The organism is Elioraea thermophila (ex Habib et al. 2022), assembly GCF_003336755.1.
Classification (GTDB): Bacteria; Pseudomonadota; Alphaproteobacteria; order Acetobacterales; family Acetobacteraceae; genus Elioraea; species Elioraea thermophila.
This window is the reverse complement of record NZ_QMDI01000002.1, coordinates 724,847-750,191: the sequence shown is the minus strand read 5'-3', so window position 1 is coordinate 750,191 and position 25,345 is coordinate 724,847. Positions and strand designations below refer to the sequence as shown.

The 25,345-nt window shown below is 70.2% G+C and carries 31 protein-coding genes and 1 pseudogene; 10 read left to right on the top strand and 22 right to left on the bottom strand.

The window, feature by feature from the left end; translation table 11 throughout:
- Window positions 1-73: 73 nt before the first annotated feature.
- The 5 genes from phnD (at window position 74) to DWB05_RS05400 (ending at window position 4,530) form a co-directional block, all read left to right on the top strand.
- Window positions 74-1,015: a phosphate/phosphite/phosphonate ABC transporter substrate-binding protein gene (phnD, locus tag DWB05_RS05420; protein WP_114375759.1), complete on the top strand. Its 942-nt coding sequence runs from the start codon at window positions 74-76 to the stop codon at window positions 1,013-1,015.
- 45 nt (window positions 1,016-1,060) lie between these two features.
- Complete coding sequence (gene phnE, locus DWB05_RS05415; RefSeq protein ID WP_232818400.1) at window positions 1,061-1,963, top strand: phosphonate ABC transporter, permease protein PhnE; 903 nt, start codon at window positions 1,061-1,063, stop codon at window positions 1,961-1,963.
- Window positions 1,964-1,976: 13 nt separating this feature from the next.
- Complete coding sequence (phnE, locus tag DWB05_RS05410) at window positions 1,977-2,840, top strand: phosphonate ABC transporter, permease protein PhnE (RefSeq protein WP_232818399.1); 864 nt, start codon at window positions 1,977-1,979, stop codon at window positions 2,838-2,840.
- 70 nt (window positions 2,841-2,910) lie between these two features.
- Window positions 2,911-3,660: an SDR family oxidoreductase gene (locus DWB05_RS05405; RefSeq protein WP_114375756.1), complete on the top strand. Its 750-nt coding sequence runs from the start codon at window positions 2,911-2,913 to the stop codon at window positions 3,658-3,660.
- Window positions 3,661-3,684: 24 nt separating this feature from the next.
- Window positions 3,685-4,530 (top strand): fumarylacetoacetate hydrolase family protein, encoded by an 846-nt coding sequence (locus DWB05_RS05400; RefSeq protein ID WP_114375754.1) that lies wholly within the window; start codon window positions 3,685-3,687, stop codon window positions 4,528-4,530.
- Between the two features lie 98 nt (window positions 4,531-4,628).
- Here DWB05_RS05400 and pstB read toward each other — a convergent pair.
- From pstB to DWB05_RS05365, 10 genes and pseudogenes are all read right to left on the bottom strand, one after another.
- A pseudogene (gene pstB / locus DWB05_RS05395) lies at window positions 4,629-5,412 on the bottom strand (phosphate ABC transporter ATP-binding protein PstB).
- Between the two features lie 143 nt (window positions 5,413-5,555).
- On the bottom strand, window positions 5,556-6,050 hold the full coding sequence (locus tag DWB05_RS05390) for an ABC transporter permease subunit (protein WP_232818398.1): 495 nt from the start codon (window positions 6,048-6,050) through the stop codon (window positions 5,556-5,558).
- Window positions 6,051-6,224, bottom strand: a complete 174-nt coding sequence (locus tag DWB05_RS14985; protein WP_232818397.1) for a hypothetical protein — start codon at window positions 6,222-6,224, stop codon at window positions 6,051-6,053.
- Window positions 6,225-6,243: 19 nt separating this feature from the next.
- On the bottom strand, window positions 6,244-6,915 hold the full coding sequence (gene pstC, locus DWB05_RS05385; RefSeq protein WP_332871705.1) for a phosphate ABC transporter permease subunit PstC: 672 nt from the start codon (window positions 6,913-6,915) through the stop codon (window positions 6,244-6,246).
- On the bottom strand, window positions 6,882-7,238 hold the full coding sequence (locus DWB05_RS15285; protein ID WP_332871704.1) for an ABC transporter permease: 357 nt from the start codon (window positions 7,236-7,238) through the stop codon (window positions 6,882-6,884). Before DWB05_RS15285 ends, pstC begins: the two co-directional genes overlap by 34 nt.
- A 65-nt stretch (window positions 7,239-7,303) precedes the next feature.
- The gene (locus DWB05_RS05380; RefSeq protein WP_114375752.1) at window positions 7,304-8,155 is read right to left on the bottom strand and encodes a substrate-binding domain-containing protein; all 852 of its coding nucleotides are present in this window, start codon (window positions 8,153-8,155) and stop codon (window positions 7,304-7,306) included.
- Window positions 8,156-8,161: 6 nt separating this feature from the next.
- A complete protein-coding gene (locus DWB05_RS14615) occupies window positions 8,162-8,323 on the bottom strand; it encodes a hypothetical protein (protein ID WP_157967088.1) in 162 nt (53 codons plus the stop codon).
- Between the two features lie 102 nt (window positions 8,324-8,425).
- Window positions 8,426-9,577, bottom strand: coding sequence for a lipid-A-disaccharide synthase (lpxB, locus tag DWB05_RS05375; protein ID WP_114375750.1), 1,152 nt, complete (start codon window positions 9,575-9,577; stop codon window positions 8,426-8,428).
- Window positions 9,574-10,443, bottom strand: coding sequence for a carbon-nitrogen hydrolase family protein (locus tag DWB05_RS05370; protein WP_114375748.1), 870 nt, complete (start codon window positions 10,441-10,443; stop codon window positions 9,574-9,576). The genes lpxB and DWB05_RS05370 overlap by 4 nt, the downstream gene beginning before the upstream one ends.
- On the bottom strand, window positions 10,443-11,054 hold the full coding sequence (locus tag DWB05_RS05365; protein WP_114375746.1) for a GNAT family N-acetyltransferase: 612 nt from the start codon (window positions 11,052-11,054) through the stop codon (window positions 10,443-10,445). Before DWB05_RS05365 ends, DWB05_RS05370 begins: the two co-directional genes overlap by 1 nt.
- Here DWB05_RS05365 and DWB05_RS05360 point away from each other — a divergent pair.
- Window positions 11,044-11,364 (top strand): SemiSWEET family sugar transporter, encoded by a 321-nt coding sequence (locus DWB05_RS05360; RefSeq protein ID WP_232818395.1) that lies wholly within the window; start codon window positions 11,044-11,046, stop codon window positions 11,362-11,364. The two genes, DWB05_RS05365 and DWB05_RS05360, sit on opposite strands and share 11 nt — an antisense overlap.
- Window positions 11,365-11,376: 12 nt before the next feature.
- Here the strand turns inward: DWB05_RS05360 and DWB05_RS05355 are convergent, their stop codons facing one another.
- Entirely contained in the window at window positions 11,377-12,447 is a 1,071-nt protein-coding gene (locus DWB05_RS05355; RefSeq protein ID WP_114375741.1) for a CobW family GTP-binding protein, read from the bottom strand.
- Window positions 12,447-12,872: a phosphoribosyl-AMP cyclohydrolase gene (gene hisI, locus DWB05_RS05350; protein ID WP_114375739.1), complete on the bottom strand. Its 426-nt coding sequence runs from the start codon at window positions 12,870-12,872 to the stop codon at window positions 12,447-12,449. Before hisI ends, DWB05_RS05355 begins: the two co-directional genes overlap by 1 nt.
- Window positions 12,873-12,954: 82 nt before the next feature.
- Here hisI and DWB05_RS05345 point away from each other — a divergent pair, with 82 nt between their 5' ends.
- On the top strand, window positions 12,955-13,419 hold the full coding sequence (locus DWB05_RS05345; RefSeq protein ID WP_232818394.1) for a transcriptional repressor: 465 nt from the start codon (window positions 12,955-12,957) through the stop codon (window positions 13,417-13,419).
- A gap of 14 nt (window positions 13,420-13,433) precedes the next feature.
- Here DWB05_RS05345 and metC read toward each other — a convergent pair whose 3' ends face one another.
- From metC to DWB05_RS05325, 4 genes are read right to left on the bottom strand one after another with little or no spacing between them, the layout of a single operon-like run.
- Window positions 13,434-14,645 (bottom strand): cystathionine beta-lyase, encoded by a 1,212-nt coding sequence (gene metC / locus DWB05_RS05340; protein ID WP_198669051.1) that lies wholly within the window; start codon window positions 14,643-14,645, stop codon window positions 13,434-13,436.
- Window positions 14,646-14,656: 11 nt separating this feature from the next.
- Entirely contained in the window at window positions 14,657-15,520 is an 864-nt protein-coding gene (gene sseA, locus DWB05_RS05335; RefSeq protein WP_198669050.1) for a 3-mercaptopyruvate sulfurtransferase, read from the bottom strand.
- A complete protein-coding gene (locus tag DWB05_RS05330) occupies window positions 15,517-16,236 on the bottom strand; it encodes an alanyl-tRNA editing protein (RefSeq protein ID WP_114375734.1) in 720 nt (239 codons plus the stop codon). The genes sseA and DWB05_RS05330 overlap by 4 nt, the downstream gene beginning before the upstream one ends.
- Window positions 16,233-16,862: an NUDIX domain-containing protein gene (locus DWB05_RS05325; RefSeq protein ID WP_114375732.1), complete on the bottom strand. Its 630-nt coding sequence runs from the start codon at window positions 16,860-16,862 to the stop codon at window positions 16,233-16,235. The genes DWB05_RS05330 and DWB05_RS05325 overlap by 4 nt, the downstream gene beginning before the upstream one ends.
- A gap of 77 nt (window positions 16,863-16,939) precedes the next feature.
- Between DWB05_RS05325 and DWB05_RS05320 the strand changes: the two genes are divergently transcribed.
- The gene (locus DWB05_RS05320; RefSeq protein WP_114375730.1) at window positions 16,940-17,857 is read left to right on the top strand and encodes a DMT family transporter; all 918 of its coding nucleotides are present in this window, start codon (window positions 16,940-16,942) and stop codon (window positions 17,855-17,857) included.
- Between the two features lie 7 nt (window positions 17,858-17,864).
- On the opposite strand, the gene DWB05_RS05315 is transcribed toward DWB05_RS05320, so the two are convergent.
- From DWB05_RS05315 to DWB05_RS05290, 6 genes are all read right to left on the bottom strand, one after another.
- Window positions 17,865-18,188 carry a c-type cytochrome gene (locus tag DWB05_RS05315; RefSeq protein WP_157967087.1) on the bottom strand — a complete coding sequence of 108 codons (324 nt, stop codon included), beginning with the start codon at window positions 18,186-18,188 and terminating at the stop codon, window positions 17,865-17,867.
- A gap of 31 nt (window positions 18,189-18,219) precedes the next feature.
- Window positions 18,220-18,678, bottom strand: a complete 459-nt coding sequence (locus tag DWB05_RS05310; protein WP_114375725.1) for a CopD family protein — start codon at window positions 18,676-18,678, stop codon at window positions 18,220-18,222.
- Window positions 18,678-19,316, bottom strand: a complete 639-nt coding sequence (gene parA / locus DWB05_RS05305) for a ParA family partition ATPase (protein ID WP_114375723.1) — start codon at window positions 19,314-19,316, stop codon at window positions 18,678-18,680. The genes DWB05_RS05310 and parA overlap by 1 nt, the downstream gene beginning before the upstream one ends.
- Window positions 19,317-19,366: 50 nt before the next feature.
- Entirely contained in the window at window positions 19,367-20,617 is a 1,251-nt protein-coding gene (locus tag DWB05_RS05300; protein ID WP_114375721.1) for a D-amino acid dehydrogenase, read from the bottom strand.
- A gap of 86 nt (window positions 20,618-20,703) precedes the next feature.
- Window positions 20,704-21,066, bottom strand: a complete 363-nt coding sequence (locus DWB05_RS05295) for a hypothetical protein (protein ID WP_114375719.1) — start codon at window positions 21,064-21,066, stop codon at window positions 20,704-20,706.
- 43 nt (window positions 21,067-21,109) lie between these two features.
- Complete coding sequence (locus DWB05_RS05290) at window positions 21,110-22,420, bottom strand: sulfite oxidase (protein WP_114375716.1); 1,311 nt, start codon at window positions 22,418-22,420, stop codon at window positions 21,110-21,112.
- A 91-nt stretch (window positions 22,421-22,511) separates the two neighbouring features.
- On the opposite strand from DWB05_RS05290, the gene DWB05_RS05285 reads away from it, so the two are divergent.
- A complete protein-coding gene (locus tag DWB05_RS05285; protein WP_114375714.1) occupies window positions 22,512-23,924 on the top strand; it encodes an NAD(P)H-hydrate dehydratase in 1,413 nt (470 codons plus the stop codon).
- A gap of 27 nt (window positions 23,925-23,951) precedes the next feature.
- Window positions 23,952-25,343 carry a malonyl-CoA decarboxylase domain-containing protein gene (locus DWB05_RS05280; RefSeq protein ID WP_114375712.1) on the top strand — a complete coding sequence of 464 codons (1,392 nt, stop codon included), beginning with the start codon at window positions 23,952-23,954 and terminating at the stop codon, window positions 25,341-25,343.
- Window positions 25,344-25,345 lie beyond the last annotated feature (2 nt).

Here is a 25,345-nt window from a genome sequence, read left to right as displayed (position 1 = left end):
GCAACGCTTTCGTCATCGAACCGCAAGCCTCGCCGGGTAGACCGCGCGGGCAGTTTTGGAGGGAGACCGAACCATGCTCACCCGCCGTCATCTGCTCGCCGGCACCGGCGCCGCCGCCCTAGCCACCCCGGCCATCGCGCAAGGTGCGGCGCCCGCCTGGGCACGCGAGGTGCCGCAGATCCGCCTCGGTCTGCTCGGCGGCGAGAACGAGGCCGACCGGCTTGCCCGCTACGGCGGCTACGCGCGTCTGATCGAGCAGACCTTCCGCGTGCCGACCCGCGTCTTCCCGGCCGGCGACTACGCCGGTGTGATGCAGGGCTTCGCCGCCCGCCAGCTCGAGATCGCTGGGCTCGGTCCATCGGCCTATGCGGGGATCTGGCTCGACACCAACGGCAACATCGAACCCCTCGTCATCACCAAGGAAACGGACGGCTCGATCGGTTACTTCGCGGTGATGTACGTGCGGGCGGACAGCGGCATCACCAGCCTCGAGCAAATGCGCGGGCGGAGCCTCGCCTGGGCCGACCCGAACTCGGCCTCAGGCTACCTCGTGCCGCGTTCGGAACTGCGCGAGGCAGGCATCGACCCCGAGCGGTTCTTCTCGCGCACCGGCTTCGCCGGCGGGCATGAGCAGGCGGTGATTGCGGTGCTGCAGCGCCAGTTCGACGCCGGCGTCACCTGGACCTCTGGCATCGGCGACGAGAGCCAGGGCTTCACCCGCGGCAACCTGCGCTCGATGGTGGACAAGGGGATGCTGAACATGGCCGACCTGCGCATCATCTGGCGGTCGCGTCAGATCCCGAACGGGCCGCTTGCCGTGCGCAAGGACCTGCCCCAGGCGTTCAAGGACGACATGCGCGCGTTCCATCTCCGGCTGCCGACCGAGCATCCGGACATCTTCCGCCAGATCGAGCGCGGGCAGGCCGCCGGTTACGCGGTGGCGAGCCACGAGATCTTCGAGCCGATCATCGCCATGCGCCGGGCCGAAATGGCCGCCCGCCGTCAGCGCGGCTGAGGTGATGGAGCGGGCGCGGTTCGGGCGTCGTTGGCAGCGGCCATGATGACCGGCGCCACCGTCGCCCTGCTCGATTCGATGGACGCCGTCGCGCGCATCGAACGCGCGCGGGCCGAGGCGCGCCAACGGCGGCGCCTCGCCACCTGGGGTTATGGCGCCCTCTTCATCGGCCTCGTCCTCCTCTCCGCCTGGGTGAGCGACTTCTCGCCCGCGACACTCGCCGCCGGCCTGCCGCGCATCGGCGAGTACTTCAGTCTGATCCTGCCCGACCTGCGCGCCGATCGCCTGTTCGCCGACAGCGAGACGGAGGGTAGTCTCGCCTACTGGATGTACCGCCTCGACGAGTGGGCGTGGCTCCTGTTCGAGACCGCGAACATGGCGGCCATGGCCACCCTCGGTGCCTCGGCGGTGGCCGCCCTCCTTGCCTTTCCGGCCGCGCGCACCGTCTCGCCCTCGCCGTGGCTCGCTGCCGCCGTGCGCCGCTTCCTCGAAATCTGCCGCACCGTGCCCGAGATCGTGTTCGCGCTCATCTTCGTCTGGGCCTTCGGGGTGGGGGCCTTCGCCGGCATCCTGGCGATCGCGATCCATTCCGCCGGCGCCCTCGGCAAGCTCTTCGCCGAGGTGGTGGAGAACGCCGACCTTCGCCCCGTCGACGGCGTGGTCGCCTCGGGCGGCACCTGGGTGCAGGCGATGCGCTTCGGGGTTCTGCCGCAGGTGCTGCCGAACTTCGCCTCCTACGCCTTGCTGCGCTTCGAGATCAACGTGCGCGCGGCTTCCGTCATCGGCTTCGTCGGTGCGGGCGGCATCGGCCAGGAACTCTACAAGGTGATCAGCTTCAACTACTACGAGGAGGTGAGCGCCATCCTCGTGCTGATCATCCTCGTCGTCGCCGCGATCGATCTCGCTTCGGAACGGGTCAGGCTCGGCCTGATCGGCGCGGCCCGATAGGGAGCCGAGCCTCGTGCGCCGACCCGTTCCGATCGATCCCGCCGAAGTCGCCCTTTGGCGCGCACGCCTGCCTGAAGCCTTCGGCGTCGGCCCCGCGCGTCGCGCGGCACGGGTCGGCGGTTGGCTCGCGCTCGCTGCCCTCGTCGTGTCCTGGCACGTCTGGTTCGACATCACGCCGAAGCGGATTCTCGAGGGTCTGGGCGGGCTCGGCACCATCGTCGTGCTGATGATCCCGCCCAGCCCCGGCGAGCACTGGGATCAGATCGCCAAGGACCTCGTCGAGACGGCCGCGATGGCCTTCCTCGGCACGCTGGTCGCCGCCAGCTTCGCCGTCCCGTTCGGCTTCCTCGGCGCGAAGACCATCGCGCGCAACCCGCTGTTCCACTTCTCGCTGCGCCGCCTGTTCGACGGCTTCCGCGGCGTGGATCAGCTGATCTGGGCGCTCGTCTTCGTCCGCGCGGTCGGGCTCGGGCCGCTCGCCGGCGTGCTCGCGATCGCCGTCGCCGACGTGATGGTGCTCGCCAAGCTCTACGCCGAGGCGATCGAGAACATCGAACATCGCCAAGTCGAGGGGGTGGAGAGCACCGGGGCACCGCACCCTCTGGTTCTCCGCTTCGGCGTGTTGCCGCAAGTGCTGCCGGTGATGGTCGCCCAGGCGCTTTACTTCTTCGAGAGCAACACGCGATCCGCCACCATCCTCGGCATCGTCGGCGCAGGCGGCATCGGGCTCGCCATCGCCGAGCGCATCCGGATCCGCGCCTGGGACGAGGTGGCGTTCATCATCCTCTGCATCCTGGTCCTGGTCGCGGCCATCGATGCCGTCTCCGCCCGGATCCGGGCCCGCCTGATCGGACGCATGCATCCGGCGCTGGCCTGACCGACGGCCGACCCCCTCTTGCCTTCGGCGCTGTCCACCGGGACCATCCGTACAGGCAGGGAGGGCGAGAATGGCGGGGAGGCTTGCCGGCAAGCGCGCGTTCATCACCGCGGCGGCGAAGGGAATCGGGCGGGCGATCGCGGTGGCGTTCGCCGCCGAGGGGGCTGAGGTCGTCGCCACCGACATCGACGAGACCGCACTCGCCGAGATCGCCGGCTCCGGTGTCGTCACGCGTCGCCTCGACGTGCTTGACGCTCCGGCGATCGCCCGCGCGGCGGCAGAGGCCGGGCCGGTCGACGTCCTGGTGAACTGCGCGGGGTACGTGCACCAGAACACGATCGAGACCTGCAGCGAGGAGGACTGGGCCTTCGCCTTCGACCTCAACGTGCGCAGCGCCTTCCGCGTCACCAAGGCCTTCCTGCCGGGCATGCTGGCGAAGGGGGCGGGCTCGATCATCGTCATCTCCTCCGCCGCCTCCTCCATCAAGGGCGCGCCGAATCGCTTCGTCTACGCAACGACCAAGGCGGCCCTGCTCGGCTTCGTCAAGAGCATCGCCACCGACTACGTGAAGCGCGGCATCCGGGCGAACGCGATCTGCCCAGGCACGATCGACACGCCCTCCCTCGCCGACCGGATTTCCGCCAATGCGGCCGAGGCGGGCAGTGTGGAGGCGGCGCGGGCGGCCTTCGTCGCCCGCCAGGCGATGGGCCGCCTCGGCCGGCCGGAGGAGATCGCCGCGCTCGCCCTCTATCTCGCCTCGGACGAGAGCGCCTTCCTCACCGGCCAGGCCATCGTGATCGATGGCGGCTGGACCCTCTGAGCACGCAGCAGGAAAGCGAATGCGATGAAACTGGTTCGTTTCGGACCGCGGGGGCTGGAAAAGCCAGGGATCCTCGATGCTGAAGGACGGGTGCGCGATCTTGCCGGCATCGTCGAGGAAATCGGACCCGAGGAGCTCTCGCCCGCGGGGCTTGCTCGCCTCGCCACCGTCGACGTCTCCGCCCTGCCGCTCGCCGACCCGGGCGCTCGTCTCGGCGTGCCTTTCACCGGCACGCGAAACTTCGTCTGCATCGGCCTCAACTACGCCGACCATGCGGCGGAGAGCGGGGCCGCGGTGCCGACGGAACCGATCATCTTCCTCAAGGCACTGACCGCGCTTTCGGGCCCGAACGACCCGGTCGAGATCCCCCGCGGCTCGACCAAGACCGACTGGGAGGTCGAACTCGGCGTGGTGATCGGCTCGCGCGCGAAATACGTCACCGAGGCGGAGGCGCTCGATCACGTCGCCGGCTATGTGATCGTCAACGACGTCTCGGAGCGCTCCTTCCAGCTCGAACGCGGCGGAACCTGGGACAAGGGCAAGGGCCACGAGACCTTCGGCCCCGTCGGGCCGTGGCTGGTGACGAAGGACGAGATCCCGGACCCACAGGATCTCGAGATGGGGCTCGAGGTTGATGGGCAAGTGATGCAGCACGGCTCGACCAGGACGATGATCTTCGGCGTGCGCACCCTCGTGTCCTACGTCTCGCAATTCATCACCCTGATGCCGGGCGACATCATTTCCACCGGCACGCCACCTGGCGTGGGCATGGGCAAGAAACCGACGCCGATCTACCTGCGGCCAGGGCAAGACATGCGGGTCTGGATCAAGGGGCTCGGCGAGCAGCGGCAGCGGACGGTCGCCGCCTGAGACGCGGGCGGCGGCTCTCGGAACGAGACCGCAGCGGGCGAGGCCGCGCGAGATTGCCCGCGTGGCCCGTGGAAGAGAGCCCAGCCGCGGCCGCGCGATCAGCCGAAGTGGCCGGTGGTGTACTCCTGGGTCTTGTGGTGTTTCGGCGCGGTGAAGGGTTCGGCCGCTGGCGCGCATTCGATCAGTTCACCGAGGAAGACGAACGCGACCTGGTCCGCACAGCGCGCCGCCTGCTGCAAGTTGTGGGTGACGATGACGATGGTGAAGTCGCGCTTTCAGCTCATCGATCCGTTCCGCGATCTTCGCCGTGCCGATCGGATCGAGCGCGGAGGTCGGCTCGTCGAACAGGATCACCTCCGGACGTACGGCGATGGTGCGCGCGATGCAGAGCCGCTGCTGCTGCCCGCCCGACAGGCCCATGGCGTTGGAGTCGAGACGATCCTTAACCTCGTTCCACAACGCGGCGCGCGACAGCGACGACTCGACGCGCTCGTCCATTTCCTTCTTCGACAACTTCTCGTGCAGGCGCACGCCGAAGGCGATGTTCTCGTAGATGGTCATCGGGAACGGTGTCGCCTTCTGGAACATGATGCCGATCTTGGCGGGCAGGGCGTTGAGATCGACCTTGTTGTCGATCAGGTTCATGCCGTCCATCATCACCCTCCCCATCGGGCGCTGGCCAGGGTAAAGGCTGTACATGCGGTTCAGCACGCCGAGCAGGGTCGACTTGCCGCAGCCCGAGGGTCCGATCATTCCCGTCACTTGCTTGTCGGGGAAGGTGATGTTGATGTTCTTCAGCCCCTTGTTCTCGCCGCAGTAGAAATCGAGGTTCTCACAGACGATCTTCGGGCGGTTCAGCTCCTCGGCCGAGCGCGCCTGCATGCCACCGAAGCTGCCCGTGTCCTCCGCGCCGATGATCCCCTGCGGCAGCATCGTTCCCGCCGCCCCCCCGTCACCCGTCATCGCCTGCTGCATCGGTCACTTCCCTTGCCGTATCTCCATCTGTCGTGCCGTCGCTGGCCGCTTCAGACGCGAACGCCACGCAGGAAGGCGCGCGCGATGGCGAGCAGGATGCCGGTGACGATGCCTTCGCGCGCGGCGCGATAGCAGCCGAAGGTGATCATCCTCCACTTCGGTGCACCGAGCCTGATCGCGGCTTCGCGCAACGTTTCGGGGATCGGTCGCAGCATGTCCTCCGTGGTGCGCACGACGATGGCGATGACGATGATCGCGAGCGCGATCGCGCCGGCCCAGGCGGAGAAACCGCCGGTGTTCACCACGATCAGCGTATAGACGAACAGACCGATCAGGATCGACGGTGCGGAGAGCAGGATCTCGGACACGAACCGCACTGCATTGCCAAGAAACGTGCCGCGGGCAGTCTCCGCGAGGTACGTTCCCACCATGATGCCGATCGGTGTGCCAAGGGCGGTGCCGATCGCGGTCTGGATCAGCGTGCCGACGATGGCGTTGAGGAGCCCGCCCGGCTGATCGGGCGCGCCCGCGATCTCGGTGAACACCTAAACGTTGAGCCCGGCGAAGCCTTTCCAGAACAGCGTGGCCGGGATCCAGGCAAGGAAAGCCACACCGATCATGGTGGCGAGCGTGCACAGGACCTTGAGCACGCGATCGGTCATCGTGCGGCGCCGCGCCAGGCCGAGATCGCGCGTGCCGGAGAAGGTGGCGGTGGTCATGGCGGCCTCCCTCAACCTTTCAGCTTCGGCCGCAGCAGCACGCGGCTGATCGCGAGCACGATGAGCTGATGACGAACAGGATGAAGCCGATCGCGAGCAGGGCGGAGAGCTTCAGGCTGCCCATCTGCGCTTCCGGGAATTCGAGGGCGAGGAGTGAGGCGATGGTGTTGCCGGGGGCGAACAGGCTGGCGGAAAGCCGGTTGGCGTTGCCGATGACGAACGTCACCGCCATCGTCTCACCGAGCGCGCGGCAGAGGCCGAGCATGATGCCGCCGACCACGGAGGTGCGCGTGTCCGGGATGACGACGTGGCGCACGACTTTCCAGGTCGTGGCGCCTAGGCCGTAGGCGCTTTCCTTGGACATCGTCGGCACCTGCATGAGCACGTCGCGCATGGTGGCGGCGATGAACGGCAGCACCATGATGGCGAGCACGATGCCGGCCGTGAGCACGCCGATGCCGAAGGTGGGGCCGCTGAAGGGCGTGTCGAAGATCGGCCAGCCCGCAGTGTTGTCCTTCAGGAACGGTTGGATGTCCTGGCCCAGGATGGGCACAAGCGCGAGGAAGCCCCACATGCCGGAGATGATGGACGGTACCGCGGCCAAGAGTTCGATCGCGACTCCCACCGGGCGACGGAACCACTCGGGCGCGAGCTCGGTCAGATAGAACGCGATCCCGAAACCGAGCGGCACCGCGAAGATCGGCGCGATGACGCTCGTGTCACGGTGCCGAAGATGGACACGAGGGCGTCGTATTCGTCGCTGACCGGATCCCAGATGTCGCTCCGGAGGAAGCCGATGCCGAAGGTCTCGAAGGCCCGCAGCCCGCCCAGGAACAACTCGGCGATGATGCCGCCAAGCAACAGCAGGACGAAGATCCCTGAGGCGGTGGCAAGGCCGCTGAAGACGGCATCGCCGACCCCCCCTCGCCGCACCTGCCGACCGGGGGCGGCGATGACCGCGGTTTCCGCTGCGGCGACGGTCTGTTGCACGGCTTTGTCCTCGATCGCCTTCACATCGCTCGGGCCGCGAACGGCAGGTCTTGGCCGACCGGCCGCCGCGTCAGCCTCGGCTCCTCAGGTCACTCGCTGCGGAAGTTGAACTTGGCGGCCCACATCTGTCGGATCGTGTTCTTCGTGCTGTCCGGCAGCGTGATGAACACCAGCTCTTCCGTGATGCTGTCGCCGTTGCGGAACGCCCACTCGAAGAAGCGCAGCACATTGCGCGTCCGCTGCGGGTCAGCCGCATGGAGGGGAACAAGAATGAACGTGGGGCGATGATCGGCCAGCTGTCCTTGCCGGGCTGGTCGTTCAGCGAAATGCCGAAATGGGGGGCAGAGGACCAGTCGGCGTTGTCCACCGCGGCCTGGAACAACGCCTTGCTCGGCACGACGAAGTTGCCTTCGCGGTTCTGCAGCTGGGTGGAAACGAGCCGGTTCAGCTTCGCGTAGGCATACTCGACGTAGCCGATCGCCCCCCGTGTTGCGCACGGCACCGGCGACACCATCGTTGCCGTGGGCGCTGATCCCCGCAGGCCAGCGAACGGACGTCCCTACCCCTACGCGCGACTTCCACTCCTCGCTCACCTTGGCGAGGTGGTCGGTGAACTGGAATGTGGTCCCTGATGCGTCGGCGCGATGGACGGGCGCGAACGGAAGATTGGGCAGGTTGACGCCCGGATTGAGCTCCGCAATCCGCCGGTCATTCCAGCGGCTGACCTTGCCCATGAAGATCGCGGCCACCAAGGGGCCGGTGGGATTCAACTGCTTGTCCTCGATCCCCGGCACTTTGACGGTGAGGACGATGGCGCCCATCGCGGTCGGGAACTGCTCAAGACGGCCCTTTTCGATGTCTTCGGCCGAGAGCGGCATGTCCGAGTTGCCGAAGTCGACCGTGCGGTTGCGGATCTGATGTATTCCGTAACCGGAACCGATCGCCCGTTAGTTGAGCTCGGGGGCGATGGCAGCCTTCGCCGCCTCTCCCCAACGCTGAGAGAGCGGGGCGGGAAACGCGGCACCGGCACCGCTGATCTGTTGCGCCCCACCGGAGGTGATCGAGAGGATGCCCAGCCCAAGGGCGGCCGCAATCGGGAAGAGTTTCAAGGCACGCTCGTTCCCACCGTGAATGCTCCCGAACCCTAGCCCCTCCACGCGACATGAGGGCTGCGGTTTGATGAAAGTTCCTGGCTGAAAACAGCGCCGTGTTCAGCGCGACGGACCGCGCGACACGTCAGCCAGGATCGCCTCGGCGGCCGCCTGTGACGGGTTGAGCCCGCCCGGGGGGCGGAGCTTGGCGACGATGTCGGCGAAGTCCGTGCGCTGTTCCTTTCGCGCCGGGCCGCCGTCCATTAGGGGGTGCAGTGCCTCGGCCAGTGCCTCTGCCGTGCAGCGTTCCTGCAAACGCTCCGGCACCACCTCCCGCCCGGCGAGGAGATTGACCAAGCTTGCGTACCGGACGCGCACGAGGCGGCGCACGATCGTGGCAGTGAGTGGATTGGCGCGATAGGCGACGACGTGCGGCAGGCCGGCGACCGCGAGTTCGAGCGACGTCGTGCCGGACTTGGCGAGGGCGGCGGTTGCGGCTGCCCAGCCGTCGTGCTTCGTCTGCGCGTCGGTGGCGATGATCGGTGGCACCGGCCAGGGGGCGGCGCGCACGATCGCTTCGAGATGCGGCAGCGTGGGCACGAACAGGGCGAGGTCGGGGTGGCGCTCGCACAGGAGCGCGCAGGCGCGGGTGAAGAGCGGCAGGTGGCGTGCGAGTTCGCCACGCCGGCTGCCCGGCATCACCGCCAGCACCGGCTGCTTGCCCTGCACTCCGAAGCGAGAGCGGAAGGAGACGGCATCGCCACGATCCGCCCCGGACTCGATCACCGGATGGCCGACGAAGTCGGTCGGGATGCCGGCCGCTTGGAAGAATGGCGGTTCGAACGGCAGCAGCGCGAGCATCCGGTCGATCTTGCCTGCGATCTTGCGCACCCGCCCGGGCCGCCACGCCCAGACCTGCGGTGCGACATAGTGGATCGTGCGCACGCCCTTCGCATGCACCCGACCGGCGAGACGAAGGGTGAACGACGGCGCATCGATGGTGATGAGGGCGTCGGGTCGTTTCGCCAACACATCGGCTTCCGTCTCAGCCAGACGTCGCAGCAGCCGCGGCAGCTTGGGCACCACCTCGGCGAGGCCCATCAACGACAGCTCCTCCATGGGGAAGAGCGAGACAAGCCCTTGTTCCGCCATGCGCGCGCCACCGATGCCGGCGAAGGTGAGGTCGGGCTGGCGCGCCCGAAGAGCCTGCATCAGCCGTGCACCCAACACGTCGCCGGAGGCCTCGCCGGCGACGAGGTAGAGAAGGGTCATGCGGGCGAGATGACGGCGGCTTGAAGATCACCGCCCGGCCAATCGGCGTGGTTGCGCACCGCGCCGTCGCGGCGCACGCGCGCGATCGCGGCGGGATCGAGTTCGGCGACGACGAGCCCGGGCGTGTCGAGACGCCCTTCGGCGAGCACGCCGTCGGCGGGAAAGCCGCGATCGGCCGGGCCGTAGATGCCGGCCCGGCCGTGGTTGCGGTCGAGGCTCTCGCACCAGGGCGCCGCACCCACGGTCGGGGCGACGGCGACGAAGACCTGGTTTTCGATCGCTCGTGCGCGGGCCGAGATGGTCACGCGCGTGGCCCCCGCGGGCGTGTCGGTGCAGGCGGGCACCAGGATGAGCCAAGCGCCCGCTTCGACGAGCGCGCGCACGATGGGGGGGAATTCGCAATCGTAACAGATGGCGATGCCCAGGCGGCCCCAGGGCGTGTCGATCGCGCACGGCTCACCGGCGCCGCTGACCGCCCAGCGTTCCGCCTCGAAGCGGGTCATCGTTCGTTTGCGTTGCACGGCGCGCCGTCCATCGGGCGCGAACAGCGTGGCCCGGTTGACCACGCGCTCCCCCTCACGCGCCGGCAGCGAGCCGCCGACGAGCCAAAGACCGTGATGCGCGGCAGCGGAGGCCATCGCGGCTTCGATCGCTTCCGCCCGCGCCACCGTCTCGGCGACTTCCGCCGCCGCGCCGCGCCCGGCCGCGACCGTCGCCCCGACCTCGACCGCGGCGTATTCGGGGAGCAGGACGAGATCGGCGCCGGCCGCGCGCGCCTGTGCCAGCCATGCATCGAGCCTAGCGGCGAAGACGTCGACCGAAGGCGACCGCTCGATTTTCCAGGCGAGGGCGGCGAGCCGCAGCATCACGACGTCTCGCGCAGCCGCTTGAGCCAGAAGGTGAGACGGTGCGGGATCTCCTCCGTCCCGTCCACCTCGCGCCACGCGAGCGTGCAGGCGAGGTCGGGCCGCTTCTCGTAGCCGCGCTTGCCCCAGAAGGAGTCGAGCGGTGTGTAGCCTTCGGGCCGCCGCGGATCGGCCGCATCGCGTTCGACGGCGCAGAAGGTCGACCACAGGATGCGCGGAAACCTGAGCGCCCACGCTTCCCGTTCGGCGAAGAAGGCGACGCCGATGCCACGCCCGCGATACTCGGGCAGCAACACCGACTCGCCGAAATAAAACACCGTATCCGGATCCCATCCCGCCTGGCGGAACGGCGCGCTGATCTCCTCGTCCTCCTCGGCGAGCGGCAGACAGGTCGAGGCGCCGACGACGCGTCCGTCATCCATCGCCAGCACCACCGCCGCACCCGGCGCCTCCGCGTAGCGTGCGAGATAGCGCCGCTCGTACGCCTCGTCGCCCTCGTAGAGATACGGCCACTCGCGGAAGACCGTGATGCGCAGGCGCGCGAGGTCGTCGAGATGCGCGCGGAGCGCCTCGCCCGAGACCGTGCGCAGCGAGATGGCGGTGGACGACATCGCACCGTGGTTTAGGGTGCCGACGGGTGCTGGGCAACGGGAGAGCGTGAGCGTGGATGCGGTGGAGCTGGTCGGGGTGGCGGCCGGAACCTTGACCACGGCGGCCTTCGTGCCACAGGCGGTGAAGACGCTGCGCACGCGTTCGGCCGGCGACTTCGCGCTGCCGATGCTGCTGATGTTCAATCTCGGGCTTGCGCTCTGGCTCGCCTATGGGCTCTTGCGCGCGGCACCGGGGCTGATCCTCGCCAACGGCATCACGCTCGCACTCGCCCTCGCCATTCTCTGGGTGAAGCTGACCACGCGGCGCTGACCGCCCGCCCGTTCACCCGGCGCGCAAGGCGGCGGCCTGGTCCGCCGCCGCGAGGAAGGCGTTCAGCCCCTCCTCGATCACCGCGCGGTCGAGGTCGCGTACGATGAAGACGAGGCGCGACCGCCGCGGCTCGCCCTCGGGCCAGGCGGGCAGCGCTGCCGGCGGGTGGAAGAGATGCTGCACGCCGTGGATGGCGACGGGTCGGTCGTGGCCGATCAGGTCGAGCACGCCCTTGATGCGCAGGAGCGACTCGCTGCGCACGGTGACCATCATCTCGAGCCAAGTGGCGAGCCCCTGCCAGGGGAGAGGCCGGTCGAAGGTGAGGCAGAAGGCCCTGATCCGGTCGTCGTGCCGGTTCGGGTCGTGGTGATGGTGGTCATGGTGGAGGTGGGCACGGCCGTGTTCGCCTTCGCTTGCCACATAGGCCTCGGCGCGCAGCCAGCCGGCGACGTCCGGCGATTTGCGCGAGGGGTCGAAGAGCCCGGCATTCAGGATTGCGGCCGGGTCGAGCCCGCCATGCCGGGCCTCCAGGATCGGTGCGGCCGGGTTGAGCGCAGCCAAGCGAGCGCGCAGGCGCGCCACGCCATCACCTTCCGCGAGATCCGTCTTGCTCAGCACGAGCCGATCCGCGACCGCGGCCTGCTTCACCGCTTCGGGCTGGGTGTCGAGCGTCGCCCAGCCGTTCACCGCATCGACCACGGTGACGATGCCGTCGAGGCGATACGAGGCGAGGACGGAAGGCTCGCCCATCAGCGTGTGCAGGATGGGGGCGGGGTCGGCGAGGCCTGTGGTTTCGATGATCACCCGCTCGAAGGCGAGCTCTCCCGCAGCGCGCCGGGACGCGAGACGGCCGAGGGCGGCGACGAGATCGCCACGTACGGTGCAGCAGAGACAGCCCGAGGCGAGCAGGACGAGATCGTCCGCGACGTGCTCGACCAGCAGGTGATCGAGCCCGATCTCGCCGAACTCGTTGATGAGCACCGCGGTGCGCGCGCCGTCGGGTCGGGCGAGCAGGGCGCGCAGAAGCGTGGTCTTGCCGGCCCCGAGGAACCCCGTGAGCACGGTGACGGGAACGGCGTCCATCAGCGCGCGGCCCCGTAAAGCGTCGCTGGGTCGATGATCGGTTGTGCGATCTCCGCCAGCTCATCGTTGCGGATGGCGGTGAAAAAGCACGACCGCCGCCCGGTATGGCAGGCGACTCCCGTTTGCGCGACGAGGAGCAGGATGGCGTCGCCGTCGCAATCGAGCCGCAGATCGATGAGCCGTTGCACTTGCCCTGAGGTCTCGCCCTTGCGCCACAGCCCGGCGCGCGAGCGCGACCAGTAGCAGACGCGTCCCGTCGCCAGCGTCTCTGCCACCGCATCTCGGTTCATCCAGGCGAGCATCAGCACCTCGCCGCTCGCGTGGTCCTGCGCGATCGCCGGCACCAGGCCGTCGGCATCGAAGCGGATGGCGGCGAGCAAGGCCTCGCGGGCAGCCGGGCTCGGTGGCACATAGTCGACGGGCATGGGCGGCGCTCCTCGCTCCACAATGTTATAGTGTAACGCGCTTCGGTCCAGGAGCGACAGGACGGCAGTGACGACCAGCGGCTTGACCTTTTCCCCCGAGATCGAGGCGCGGCTCGACGCCGCGGCTCGCCTCTGCTCGCAACAGGGGGCGACTCTCACCCCGCTCAGGCGGGAGGTCCTGGGGCTCGTGCTGGCGTCCGACCAGCCGATCGGCGCCTACGCCCTGCTCGACCATCTGCGCCGCAGTCGCGCGACGGCCGCCCCGCCGACCGTCTACCGCGCACTCGAGTTCCTGCTCGAGCGGGGCTTCGTGCACAAGGTGGAGCGGCTCAATGCGTTCATCGGCTGCCCCAGTGCGACGGACCATGCCGGCCACGACCATCCCCACGCGGTCCAGTTCCTGATCTGCACCTGCTGCGGCCGAGTGACGGAGACGGAGGATGAAGGGATCGCATCCGCGATCGCGCGGGCGGCGGAACGAGCAGGCTTCCGGCACACGCGGGCGACGGTGGAGATCGAGGGAGTCTGCCGCGCTTGCGCGGGGTGAGGAGAACCGGGGCTTCAGTCGCGGTGGGCGCGCAGCGCGGCAAGACCGCGTTCGAGATCGGCGATCAGGTCGTCGACGTCCTCGAGACCGATGTGCAGCCGGACCGCCGGGCCGCCCAGATCCTCGCTTGTGACCGTGCGCGTGATGAATCCGGTGGTCGGCAGGGCGAGGCTTTCGTAGCCGCCCCAGGAGGCGCCGATCCCGAACAGCTCCAGCGCATCGACGAAGGCGTGACTGGCGGCGACCGAGTACTCGGGGCGGAAGACGACGCCGAACAGCGAACAGGCGCCGGTGAAGTCGCGTCGCCAGAGGTCGTGTCCGGGTGCGCCAGGAAGCGCGGGATGCAGCACGCGCAGCACCTCGGGTCGTGCGGCCAGCCAACGCGCCACCGCAAGCCCGCTCGCCTCCTGCGCGGCGAGCCGAACGGCGAGCGTGCGCACACCGCGCAGCGCGAGCCAGCAATCGTCCGGCGAGGCATACTGGCCGAGCTGCAACGCGGCGGAACGCACCGCCCTCCAGTCCTCCTCGCAGGCCACGGTGATCGCGCCGAGCAGCACGTCGGAGTGGCCGACGACGTATTTGGTCAGCGCCTGGATCGAGACGTCGACACCGTGGCGGAAGGGCTGGAAGTGATGGAGGCCCCAGGTGTTGTCCATCAGCACCTTGAGCCCTCGCGCGCGGGCGGCGCGCGACAGCGCCGGCACGTCCTGGATCTCGAAGGTGTGGCTGCCGGGGCTCTCGAGATATAGGACGCGCGTATTCGGCCGGATCAGGGCGGCGAGACCCGTTTCGTCAACGCAAGGGTCGTAGTAGGTGGTCTCCACGCCCATGCGGGCGAGGAAGTGATCGGCGAAACCGCGCGTCGGCCCGTAGACGCTGTCGGGCAACAGCAGATGGTCGCCCGACTTGAGGTAGGCGAGCAGCGCGGTGGTGACGGCGGCAAGCCCCGAGGAGACGATCTGGCAGCGCGTGCCCCCTTCGATCTGCGCCACCACGTCCTCGAGCGCGTGGTGGTTGGGTCCGCCGAGCACGCCGTACACGAGCGCCTGGTCGTACCGTTTCTTGCCCGCAGCGGCCCGCTCGGCGCAGGTGGGATAGAGCACGGTCGAGCCGCGCGCGACGGGAAGGTTGACGAAGCCGTGCGTCTTCGTGCCCGGCCGCCCGAGATGGGAGAGGCGGGTGCGCAGGCCGATCTGCCGATGGGGGGGGCGCGTGTCGTCGGGCACGTTCGGTCTCCTCAGCCGATCTCGACCGGCGTGTCGTCGCGTCCGCCCCACTCGGTCCACGACCCGTCATAGACCGCGACCTCGGGCAGGCCGACAAGGTGGGCAGCGAGCGCGATCGCGCAGGCGGTGACACCGGAGCCGCACATGGCGATCGCCGGACGCGTGCCGTCGAGCCCGGCCTGGGCGAGCCGGGCGCGGAGTTCCGCGGCAGGGCGGAAGAGGCACGCGTCGTCGAGCAGGTCGAGATGCGGCAGGCTGCGCGCGCCGGGCACGTGACCGCCGCGGATGCCCGGCCGCGGTTCGGGCGCCTCGGCCCGGAAACGCGCGGCCGGCCGGGCGTCGACGAGCACGAGGTCGCCGTCCGCGAGGCCGCGCCGCACCCGGGCGAGATCAGCGACGAGTTCGGGCCGGAACGAGGCCCGGAAGCGGACGGGTGGTGGGGGCGGAACCTCGCCGGTCTCGAGCGGCAGGCCGGCCGCGCGCCAGGCGGGTAGTCCGCCGTCCAGCACCGCCACGCGGTCGTGGCCGAAGACGCGCATCATCCACCACCCGCGTGCGGCGGAACTCATCCCCTTCTGGTCGTAGAAGACGACGCGGGTGTCGTTGCCGATGCCGAAGGCGCCGATCATGCGCGCGAAGTCCTCGGGCGAAGGCAGCATGTGCGGCAGCTGCGTCGTGCGGTCCGCCACCTCGTCGATGTCGAGGAACAGGGCAGCCGGGATGTGGGCCGCGCGCCACGCCGCGCGATCGTCGCGGTTCTCGTTCGGCAGAGACTTTGTGATGTCGATCACCACGAGGTCCGGCGCGCCGAGCGCAGCGGCGAGCGCGGCGGCGTCGATGAGCGCCTCCGGGTGCGCGAAGCCCCGCTCCGTCACGGCTCGAGCACCAGGACGATGCGGCGGTTCTGCCGCCCCTTGTTCTCCACCTTGGCGATGCTCACGCGACCGATTTCCGCCGTCGCGCGCACATGCGTCCCGCCGCAGGGCTGCAGGTCGACCGGCGGGTCGCCCGCGCCGATGCGCACGAGGCGTACGCGTCCCGCCCCGCGCGGCGGCTTCACCGACAGGGTGCGCACGAGGTGCGGGTTGGCGTCCAACGCCTCTTCGCCGATCCAGTGTTCGCTCACCGGATGGTTGTCGGCGATCAGCCGCGCGAGCCCTTCGTCCAGCGCCGCGCGGTCGGGGGCGGCGGGAAGGTCGAAATCGAGCCTGCCCTTGCCGTCGCCGATCGCGCCTCCCGTCACCGCCGCGCCGGGGATGAGCGCACAGAGGAGATGGAGCGCCGTGTGCATGCGCATCAGCCGGTGCCGCCGCGGCCAATCGATCGCCGCCATCACCTCCTCGCCGGGTTCCGGCACGGCCGCCCCTTCGGCGAGCCGATGCAGGATCGAACCGTTCTCGCCCTTCACCGTGTCGATGACGGCCGCTGCAGTTCCATCGGCGCGGCGAAGCACGCCCGTGTCGCCCGGCTGGCCGCCGGCGGCGGCGTAGAACACGGTGCGGTCGAGCACCACGCCCATCGGTGTCGCGGCGACGACGCGGGCGGTGGCCTCCGCGAGATAGGCATCGGCGCGGAACAGGAGCTCGGTCATCGACCGCCATCCTCGCGCAGGCGGCGAATGCGCAGGGCCTGCAGCGCGATCACCGTGGTGGCGTTGACGATCCGCCCGGCGTCCAGCCAGGCGAAGGCGTCGTCCTCGGCGACGGCGAGCACGCGGATGTGCTCATGCTCGTGCGCCATGCCGGTGAGGCGCAAGGTCCCGTCGGCCGGGGCTGGGGGGATCTCGGTCTCGGCGAGGAAGATGGCGATCGTCTCGTCGGCGACGCCGGGTGTGAGGATGAAGCGCCCGACCGGCTCCAGCGCGCCGACCGTGAGCCCCGTCTCCTCGAGCGTCTCGCGTCGCGCGGCGGCCTTCTCGTCCTCCTCGCCGTCGACCAGGCCGGCGGCGGCCTCGATCAGCATCGGGTCGAGCCCGGCGGCGAGGGCGGGCAGGCGGAACTGCTCGATCAACACGACGCGGCGGCTGCGCGGGTCGTGCGGCAGCACGGCGACGGCCCGGCCACGCCGCACCACCTCCCAGGTGGCGGGGCCGACGCGGCGGCCGTCGAAGCCGGTGAGGCTGTAGCGGACGCGTTGCACCGCCGTCCGTCCGCGCCAGACGGTCTCGATCGCTTCGATGGCGACGGCGGGATGCGGCGGAAAGGAGAGGTCTGCCATGCGGGCGCGGACCGTAGCCCCATCCGTCTGGCGCGGCCAGAGGGGGCGCGCTTAGGCTGGCGGGAAAGGGGGAGGGGGTGCGGCAGGCGGCGGATCAGGCCGAGGCGGCGGGGGAAGGCGAGACGCGGCGACGCCGTGCCCGCGCCATCGCCGCCGTCATCGGCGCCTCCGCCACCTTCGCGGTCGCCGCGGCGATGGTGAAGACGGTGGCCGAGCGCATCCCGACCATCGAGATCGTGTTCTTCCGCTCGATCATCGCGCTCGTCGCGCTGTGGCCGATGATCGCGCGCCAGGGCGGGCTGCGCACCCTCGCCACGCGGCGGCCGTTCTGGCACGTGGTGCGGGTCACGTCGGGCGTGGTCGGCATGGTCACCGCCTTCTACGGCTACGCCGTGCTGCCGATCGCCACCGTCACCGCGCTCGGCTTCACCATGCCGCTCTTCCTCACCGCGCTTTCCATCCCGCTGTTGCGCGAGAAGGTGGGCATCCGGCGCTGGAGCGCGGTGATCGTCGGTTTCGGCGGCGTGCTGCTCATCCTCCGCCCCGGGGGAGGAGAGATCGCGCTGATCCCGGCGCTGATCGTCGTCTTCGGCGCGTTCTGCTGGGCGCTGGCCATGGCGGCGATCCGGCGCATGGGCGAGTTGGGCGAGAGCAACGTCACCATCATCGCCTGGTTCTCGGTCGGTGGCGCGGTGGTGGCGGGGCTCGCCATGATCCCGGTCTGGGTCACGCCCGATTGGTGGGATTTCACGCTGCTGGTCCTGATCGGCGTGATCAGCACGGGGGCGCAACTGTTGATGACGGAGGCCTATCGCCGCGCCGAGGCGTCGATCGTCGCGCCGTTCGAGTATATCGGCATCCTCTGGACGGGCCTCCTCGGCTTCGTGATCTGGGGCGAGCGGCCGTCGCTCTGGACACTCGCCGGCGTGGCCGTCCTCGTCGCTTCGGGCCTTTACATCCTTCACCGCGAGGTGGTGCGGCGCCGGTCGCAATGAGGCGGGTTCAGCGCTCGCGCAACGACAGGATGTAGGCGATCAGGTCGTCCGCCTCCCGGTGGGTGATCTGCAGGTCGGGCATCTGCCCGTGCGGCGTCTGCAGGAACACGCGCAGCGACAGTGCGGTGGTGGAGGCGCGGTCGGCGATCGACTGGAAGGGTTCCGCCCCGTCGCCCGCGGGCCCGACGGGGCGTGGCGAGACGAGGTGGCAGGAGGCGCACCAGCGTTCCGCGAGCTGGCGCCCGACGAAGGGATCGCCCGGCAAGGTCTGCGCGGCGGCGAGGCCCGGGGCGAGGGCAAGGCCGAGCAGGGGAAGAGACCGCAGGCTCACATCCGCCTCCAAACGGTCGTCGGTCGCGCGATCATAGCCCGAACCGCCCGAGCCCGGCGATCGCGCTCGTGAACAGGCCGAGCCCCAGGTTGAGCGTGATGAGCAGCCGGATTCGCCCCAGCGCCTCCGCCGCCTCCGCCGGGCGGCCGGCGGCGAGCGCGGCGCGGAAGGCCTGATGGGGCCCGCTCCAGAGCACGACGAACACCGCGCCCATCACGAGCCCCGTCAGGTTCATCAGGTGCACCGTCCAGTGCGCGCCGGCGAAGCCGCCGTGGAACAGGAACAGCATCGCCCAACCGGAAGCCAGCGTGATCGGCATCGCGTGCCAGACGATGAGGAAGAAGCGGCGGAACACCTCGCGATGCAGCGCGAGCCGCTGCGGTGGCTCGAGCACGGCGAGGGAGGGGCGGAGCACGAGCATGGCGAAGGCCATCCCGCCCACCCAGACGATGGCGCCGAGCAGATGAAGGACGAACAGCAGCGCGTGCATCAGGTCGAGCCCAACCAGTCCGATAGCTCGGCGATCAGGGCGCGCACCTCCGCGGCCGCTTGGCCTTTCGGCGCGCTTTCCGTCACGCCGAGCCCCCTTTGCATGGCAGCCGGATAGGCGCTGCGGTTGCGGAGCGCCGCGGCCAGCACGGGCGCTTCGGCGCGCGCGAGCTCGGCGCGCGTCGCGTCCAGAAGCCGTCCGCGGGCGGGCGCGCGGTTCAGCACCACCCGGACCGCGCGTTTCTCGGCGTGCGCGAGCGCAAGGGTCGGTTCGGTCGCCCAGAGATCGAGCGGGCTCGGCTGGAGGGGAACGAGGACGAGATCGGCCGCGCGCACGGCGAGCCGGGCTTCGGTTTCGGCATGCGGCGGGCTGTCGATCAGCACCACGTCATGGCTGCGGGCCAAGCGCGCGATTTCGCCCGCAAGACGCCAGCCCGCGCAGTCCGCCACGGTGAGCCCTGCCGCCGCAGCCTTGAGTGCCGACTTGCGGGCGGCCTGCCAGCGCATCAGGCTCGCCTGGGGGTCGACATCGAGGGCAGCGACCCGTCGGCTCGCCGCCAGCGCCGCGGCGAGCTGGGCGACGAGCGTGGTCTTGCCCGCTCCACCCTTCTGCTGCGCCACCGTGACGACGATCGCCATGGTGCGAGGCTTAGCGCGACGACTCGCCGCCCTCCAAGCGCGCCGGCCCGTCAGAACCGGGAGGGGGCGAAGGGGGTGGCGTCGATCGGCGGCGGGGAACCGGCGAGGAGGCTGGCCAGCAGCAGAGCCGAGCCGCAGGCGAGCGTCCAGCCGAGCGGGCCGTGCCCGGTATTGAGCCACAGGCCGCGGATGGAGGTGGCACCGATGAGTGGCCGCCCGTCCGGCGTCATCGGCCTCAGCCCCGTCCAGTGCTCGGCGCGCGCGTAGTCGCCGCCATCGGGGAACAGCCTGCGCAGCCGTTCGAGCGTGGCGGCCGCACGCGCGGGCGAGGGGGTGGGGTCGAAGCCTGCGAGTTCGAGCGTGCCGGCGATGCGCAGCCGCTCGCCGAATCGCGCGACGTAGACCTTGTCCGCCTCGTCGATCACCGCATGGCGGGGCGCACCGTTGCGACCGGCGATCGGCACGGTGACGGAATAGCCCTTGCCGGGGTAGATCGGCAGGCGAAGCCCCAAGCGCAGCGCGAGGCGGACGGACCAGGGCCCGGCGGCGAGCACGACGGCATCCGCCGCCACACGCTCTCCGCCCGCGAGGGCGACCCCGCGTGCCCGACCGCCCTCGACGAGGATCTCGGCCACGCGCGTGCGGAACCGGAACACGACGCCGCGCCGTTCCGCTTCGGCGGCGAGGGCGAGGGTGAAGGCGCGGCAGTCGGCGGTCTCGGCATCGGCGGCGAACAGCGCGCCGGCGTAGCGATCCGCCGCCGCGGCGAGCGCGGGTTCGCGCGCGACCATCCCGTTGCGATCGAGCAGCTCGGCCGCGATGCCCTGCGCGGCGAGGCGGTCGCGTTTCTTCTCCGCTGCCGCCAGCGCGCGCGGGTCGCGGTAGAGGGTGAGGACGCCCTCGCGATTGACGTCATCGGCGATGGCGAGTTCTCCCCGCAGCCGGATGGTTTCGTTGAACGACAGCTGCGCCAGGGTGCCGATCGCGCGCGCATTCTCCTCGTGGGCGCGCGCCGTGCAGTTGGCGAGAAACCTCAGGCCCCAGCGCCAGAGCGTAGGGTCCCAGCGTAGGCGAACGAGGAGCGGCGCATCCTCCTGCCCCAGCCAGCGCAGCAGTTTGCCCGGTACGTCGGGCGCGGCCCAGGGCCCGCTCGCGACCGCCAGGTGCCCGGCATTGGCGAAAGAGGTTTCGAGCGCGGGACCTTCCCGGGCTTCGACGACGATGATCTCGGCACCGGCACGCCGGAGCGCCCAGGCTGCCGCCACGCCGACCACGCCGGCGCCGATGACCACGATGCGCATGGCCCTACCCTGCGCTGCCCGCTGGGCAACGCAAGAGCCTCACGGCTGGGGTCAGGCCGGCCGCGGGTTTGCCGTGGCGGGCCGGCTCAGTTGCTGGCGAAGGGATTGGTGAAGGCCGGGCCGCGCTGGCGCCGCGGTGGATAGGCCTGCGCGAGGTAATTGACGATGGTCTCGCGCAGTTCGCCCTCGAGCGGGTTCATGCCATGCCGCTCGGTCATCCAGTCCATCAGCTCGTCCCACTGCTGGCGGGTGAAGCCCGAGCGGCGGATGAGCGCCGTGTTGTGGCAGGCGATGCAGTAGTAGAACGTTTCGTCCCTGCCTTCGCCGGGGGCCAGAACCTCCGGCGTTTCCTCCTCGGCTGAGATCGAAGGTGCCGTGGAAACAAGGGGAACGGCGAGAAGTCCCGCCGCAATCGCCGCAAACAGTCCCTTCACCGTTCCCCGTCCCATCAGTCTCTGCTCTTTCGTTTCGTGGTTAACGTCAGACGCAGTTTCAGCCGACCAGGATCGCGATCCGGCTGATCGGGTTCGCGCCGTAGCCCTGCGGGTTCCAGTTCGCCGGCGCATGCGGCTGCATCCGGCCCTGGCTGTCGGTCGCCCGATACCAGATCTCGAAGTAGCCATCCGAGGGCAGGCGGACGGTGCCGCTCCAGCGCTGCCAGGCGTACTTGTTGGCGGGCGGCTTCACGTCCATCGCCGTCCAGGTCGCGCCGAAATCGACCGACACGTGGACGGCGCGGACGCTGTCCTCGCCCGCCCAGGCATGGCCGCGCACGGCGATCTCGCGCGTGCCGGCGGGGAAGCGACTGCCGTTCGGGATGTTGGTCAGCACCGACCGCACCCACATCGAGTGGATGTCGCGGAAGGTTTTGCCGTCGTCGCGCGAGCCGGGAACGATCGGGATCACCGGCACGCGGTACGAGGTGCCGCCCATGCCTGGCCCGTCATGCTCGCGGTCGCGCACCCACAGCCGCGTCAGCCACTTCTGGCTCAGCGAACCGGGCCAGCCGGGCACGATCAGGCGCAAGGGCGCGCCATGGATGTGCGGGATCGGCTCGCCGTTCATCCGCACCGCGACGATGGTATGCTCCTCCATGCACTTCTCGATCGGCGTCGCGCGGCTGATCACCACGCGATTCGGGTCGCCGGAGAGATGCATGTCGCTGGCATAGGGGGCGACGTGCTTGGCACTGTCCTTCACGCCGGCCGCGCGCAGGAGGTCGCGCAGCCGCACGCCCGTCCACTGGCAGTTCGAGATCGCGCCGTTACCCCACTGGTTGCCGCGGGTCTCGGGAACGAAGAAGCCGCGTCCGTTGCCGCCGCACTCCATTTGCAGCTGGTAGGTGACGAGCGGGAAGCGGCTCTCGAGCTCGCCAACCGTCAATTCGAGCGGCGTGTTCACCTCGCCGTCGATGCGCAGCTTCCATGCCTTCGGATCCGCCGCGGGTTCCGGCGGCAGGCCGTTGTTGCGGACGAAGAACTTGGAGGCCGGTGTGATCTCGTCGTCGAGCAGGTGTTCGGGGGTCTCGAGCACGAGCGGGCGCTGGCCGAGATCGATCAGCGCCTCCTTGCCCTCGAAGCGGAACAGGCGGCGCTCGCCCGCCCCTTGCGCCAGGGCGGCAGGGACGAGGCCCGTCGGCATGCGGTTGGCGAACGGGATGGTCGCCCCGACCGCAGCACCCATGGCGGCCAACGCCGTGCCCTTCAGGGCACCCCGGCGGCCGAACACGATCCAGTCGGCGCGTTCCGGGTCGTCGCGATAAAGTTCGGAGAGGCTCCGTTCAGGCTTGCCGATCCGTGCCATCGACGTTCACTCCCGCTTCGTTGATCTTTCCGTGCGGGAAGATCGCTCCCCGCACATGTTCTAATCATCGAAGAAAGCGAGGGTCAAGCGAATGCGCGACGCCGCGGTGCTGACGGTGGCAGAGATGGGCCGCGCCGATCGGCTGACCATCGCGGGCGGTACGCCCGGAATCGCGCTGATGGAGAACGCCGGCCGTGCGGTGACGCGCGCGATCCTGCGCCGCTTTCGCCCCTGTGCCACGGTGGTGCTCGCCGGGCCCGGCAACAACGGCGGCGACGGGTTGGTGGTCGCGCGCCGGTTGGAAGAGGCGGGTTGGCCGGTGCGGGTGGCGCTGTTGGGGGAGCGGAACGGTCTGCGCGGTGACGCCGCCCTCGCCGCCGCGCGCTGGCGCGGACCCCTCGTTCCCCTCACGCCCGCGGCCCTGGTCGGTGCAAGTCTCGTCGTCGACGCCCTGTTCGGCGCGGGGCTTGCCCGCCCGATCGAGGGTTTGGCGGCCGAAACGATCCGCGCGATCGCCGCACCGGTGGTGGCGATCGACCTGCCCTCAGGCGTGTCGGGTGACACGGGAGCCGTGCTCGGCGTCGCCCCGCAAGCCGTCCTCACCGTCACCTTCTTTCGCCTCAAGCCCGCGCACCTGCTGCTGCCGGGGCGGGATCTCTGCGGCGAGGTGGTCTGCGCACCGATCGGCATCCCGGACGACGTGCTGGACCGGATCGGGCCGACGACGTTCCGGAACGATCCCACGCTGTGGCGACAGTTGCTCCGCCCCCCCGGGTCGGCGGACCACAAGTACAGCCGCGGCACGGTGACCGTCGTGGCCGGCCCGGCCATGACCGGCGCGGCCAGGCTTGCCGCCCGCGCCGCCCGGCGCGCCGGCGCAGGCCTCGTCACCATCGCCGCGCCCGACGCCGCCTCCGCCGCCGCCTGTCGGGCGGGCGAGCCGGGCGTGATCGTCACCGAGGCTTCGCTCCAGGCTCTGCTTGCCGATGAACGCCGCCGGGTCTGGCTGGTCGGCCCGGGCGGAGGGGAGCGCGCTGCGGAGATCGCACGCGCCGTCCTGGCAGCGGGGCGACGCCTGGTGGCCGATGCCGATGCCCTACGCGGGGCGCCGGAGGATCTGCGCGGCACCGCCATCGCGACGCCGCACGCCGCCGAGTTCGCCCGCCTGTTCGGCCCGTTGGGGGCCGACCGGCTCGCCGCGGTGCGCGAGGCCGCACGCCGGCTCGACGGTGTGGTGTTGCTCAAGGGCAGCGACACCATCGTCGCCGCCCCCGATGGGCGGGCGGCGATCAACCCCGCCGCACCGGCGTGGCTCGCCACCGGCGGCACGGGCGACGTGCTCGGTGGCATCGCCGCCGCCCTGCTCGCCCAGGGCCTGCCGGCGTTCGAAGCCGCCTGCGCCGCCGCCTGGCTGCATGCGCAGGCGGCGGGTCGCGCCGGCCCCCACTTGATAGCGGAGGACCTCGCCGACCATCTCCCTGCCGTGGTCGCCGGGCTATACTGACGACCCGAGCGGCCAAGGGAGACCGCGATGGAAGCCGCCACCGTTCAGGAGGGCCTGTTCGATCGGGCGCTGAAGCGTCTCCTCGGCGCCTGGGCAGCGGTTGCCGGCGGGGCGGAGGATGAGGCGGACATCGCCGCCCAGATGCGCGCCTGCCTCGAGGCGAAGGGCGGCGAGGTCTCGGCCCGCGGCCGCTCGGCCCAGCTCGCGCAGGCCTATCGCAAGGCGGATGCCGACGGGCGCACCGCCTTCCTGCGCACGCTTGCCGGCTTCGACGCCGACCCGGCCGCCGTGCAGGCGGCCTGCGCGGCCTTCGCCGCCGCGACCGATTCCGGCGAGAGGGCCATGGCACTCGCCCAGCTGCGCCGCGCCGCCGCCGCGCCGCGCGTCCGCCTCCTCACCCAGTTCACCTCCATCCCTGAGGGGGTGAAGTTCCTGGTCGACCTGCGCGCCGACCTGATGGCACGCGCCAAGGACGACCCGCTGCTCGCCGCCCTCGACGAGGATCTGCGGGGGCTTCTCGCCGCTTGGTTCGATGTCGGCTTCCTCGAGTTGCGCCGCATCGACTGGAACAGCCCCGCCGCCCTGCTCGAGAAGCTCGTCGGCTACGAGGCAGTGCACGAGATCCGCGGCTGGCGCGACCTGAAGAACCGGCTCGATGCCGACCGCCGCTGCTACGCCTTCTTCCACCCCGCGATGGCGGGCGAGCCGCTCATCTTCGTCGAGGTGGCGCTGGTGCGGGGGCTCGCCGACAACGTGCGGGCACTTCTCGACGAGAAGGCCCCCGTGATCGATCCGGCAGGGGCCGATACCGCGATCTTCTACTCGATCTCGAACTGCCAGCGCGGTCTTTCCGGCATCAGTTTCGGCAACTTCCTGATCAAGCAGGTGGTCGATCGCCTCTCGCGCGACCTGCCCAACCTGAAGACCTTCGCCACCCTCTCGCCGATCCCCGGCTTCCGGCGCTGGCTCGAGGAGCGGCTCGCGGCGGGCGACGAGCTGCTCTCGCCGGAGGAGAGTGCGGCGCTCGCCGAGGCGCTGGCGGAGGCCGAGGAGGAGGGGGCGGAGCAGGTGAGCCCGCTCGCGCGCCTCCTGTCCCGCCGCCAGTGGCATCGCGAGCCCGCTCTGGTCGAGGCGGCGAAGGCGCCGCTACTCCGCCTCTGCGCGCGCTACCTGCTGACCGAGAGCGACCGGCGCGGCAAGGCGCGCGATCCGGTGGCGCACTTCCACCTCAGTAACGGTGCGCGAGCGGAACGGCTGAACTGGCTCGCCGACGCGTCCGACAAGGGGCTGCGCGAGAGTCTCGGGCTGATGGTGAACTACCTGTACGATCGCGACACGATCGAGGCGAATCATGAGCTCTACGCGGGCGAGGGCAAGCGCGCGGCGTCCTCCGCCCTGAAGCGTCTCGCCCGCGGCTGAGG

Excerpts from the sequence above, each read along its gene's own strand:
- DWB05_RS05310 (WP_114375725.1), bottom strand. The coding sequence starts at position 18,678 with ATGCACGCGCTGCTGTTCGTCCTTCATCTGCTCGGCGCCATCGTCTGG.
- DWB05_RS05330 (WP_114375734.1), bottom strand. The coding sequence starts at position 16,236 with ATGACCGAGCTCCTGTTCCGCGCCGATGCCTATCTCGCGGAGGCCACC.
- DWB05_RS05285 (WP_114375714.1), top strand. The coding sequence starts at position 22,512 with ATGCGCGACGCCGCGGTGCTGACGGTGGCAGAGATGGGCCGCGCCGAT.
- phnD (WP_114375759.1), top strand. The coding sequence starts at position 74 with ATGCTCACCCGCCGTCATCTGCTCGCCGGCACCGGCGCCGCCGCCCTA.
- DWB05_RS05355 (WP_114375741.1), bottom strand. The coding sequence starts at position 12,447 with ATGGACGCCGTTCCCGTCACCGTGCTCACGGGGTTCCTCGGGGCCGGC.
- lpxB (WP_114375750.1), bottom strand. The coding sequence starts at position 9,577 with ATGACCCTTCTCTACCTCGTCGCCGGCGAGGCCTCCGGCGACGTGTTG.
- DWB05_RS05290 (WP_114375716.1), bottom strand. The coding sequence starts at position 22,420 with ATGGCACGGATCGGCAAGCCTGAACGGAGCCTCTCCGAACTTTATCGC.
- DWB05_RS05365 (WP_114375746.1), bottom strand. The coding sequence starts at position 11,054 with ATGTCGTCCACCGCCATCTCGCTGCGCACGGTCTCGGGCGAGGCGCTC.
- parA (WP_114375723.1), bottom strand. The coding sequence starts at position 19,316 with ATGGCGATCGTCGTCACGGTGGCGCAGCAGAAGGGTGGAGCGGGCAAG.
- DWB05_RS05300 (WP_114375721.1), bottom strand. The coding sequence starts at position 20,617 with ATGCGCATCGTGGTCATCGGCGCCGGCGTGGTCGGCGTGGCGGCAGCC.
- hisI (WP_114375739.1), bottom strand. The coding sequence starts at position 12,872 with ATGCCCGTCGACTATGTGCCACCGAGCCCGGCTGCCCGCGAGGCCTTG.
- DWB05_RS05405 (WP_114375756.1), top strand. The coding sequence starts at position 2,911 with ATGGCGGGGAGGCTTGCCGGCAAGCGCGCGTTCATCACCGCGGCGGCG.
- phnE (WP_232818400.1), top strand. The coding sequence starts at position 1,061 with ATGACCGGCGCCACCGTCGCCCTGCTCGATTCGATGGACGCCGTCGCG.
- DWB05_RS05400 (WP_114375754.1), top strand. The coding sequence starts at position 3,685 with ATGAAACTGGTTCGTTTCGGACCGCGGGGGCTGGAAAAGCCAGGGATC.
- DWB05_RS05280 (WP_114375712.1), top strand. The coding sequence starts at position 23,952 with ATGGAAGCCGCCACCGTTCAGGAGGGCCTGTTCGATCGGGCGCTGAAG.
- DWB05_RS14985 (WP_232818397.1), bottom strand. The coding sequence starts at position 6,224 with ATGACCACCGCCACCTTCTCCGGCACGCGCGATCTCGGCCTGGCGCGG.
- DWB05_RS05325 (WP_114375732.1), bottom strand. The coding sequence starts at position 16,862 with ATGGCAGACCTCTCCTTTCCGCCGCATCCCGCCGTCGCCATCGAAGCG.
- DWB05_RS05370 (WP_114375748.1), bottom strand. The coding sequence starts at position 10,443 with ATGCTGCGGCTCGCCGCCCTCGCCTGGAAAATCGAGCGGTCGCCTTCG.
- DWB05_RS05295 (WP_114375719.1), bottom strand. The coding sequence starts at position 21,066 with ATGGGACGGGGAACGGTGAAGGGACTGTTTGCGGCGATTGCGGCGGGA.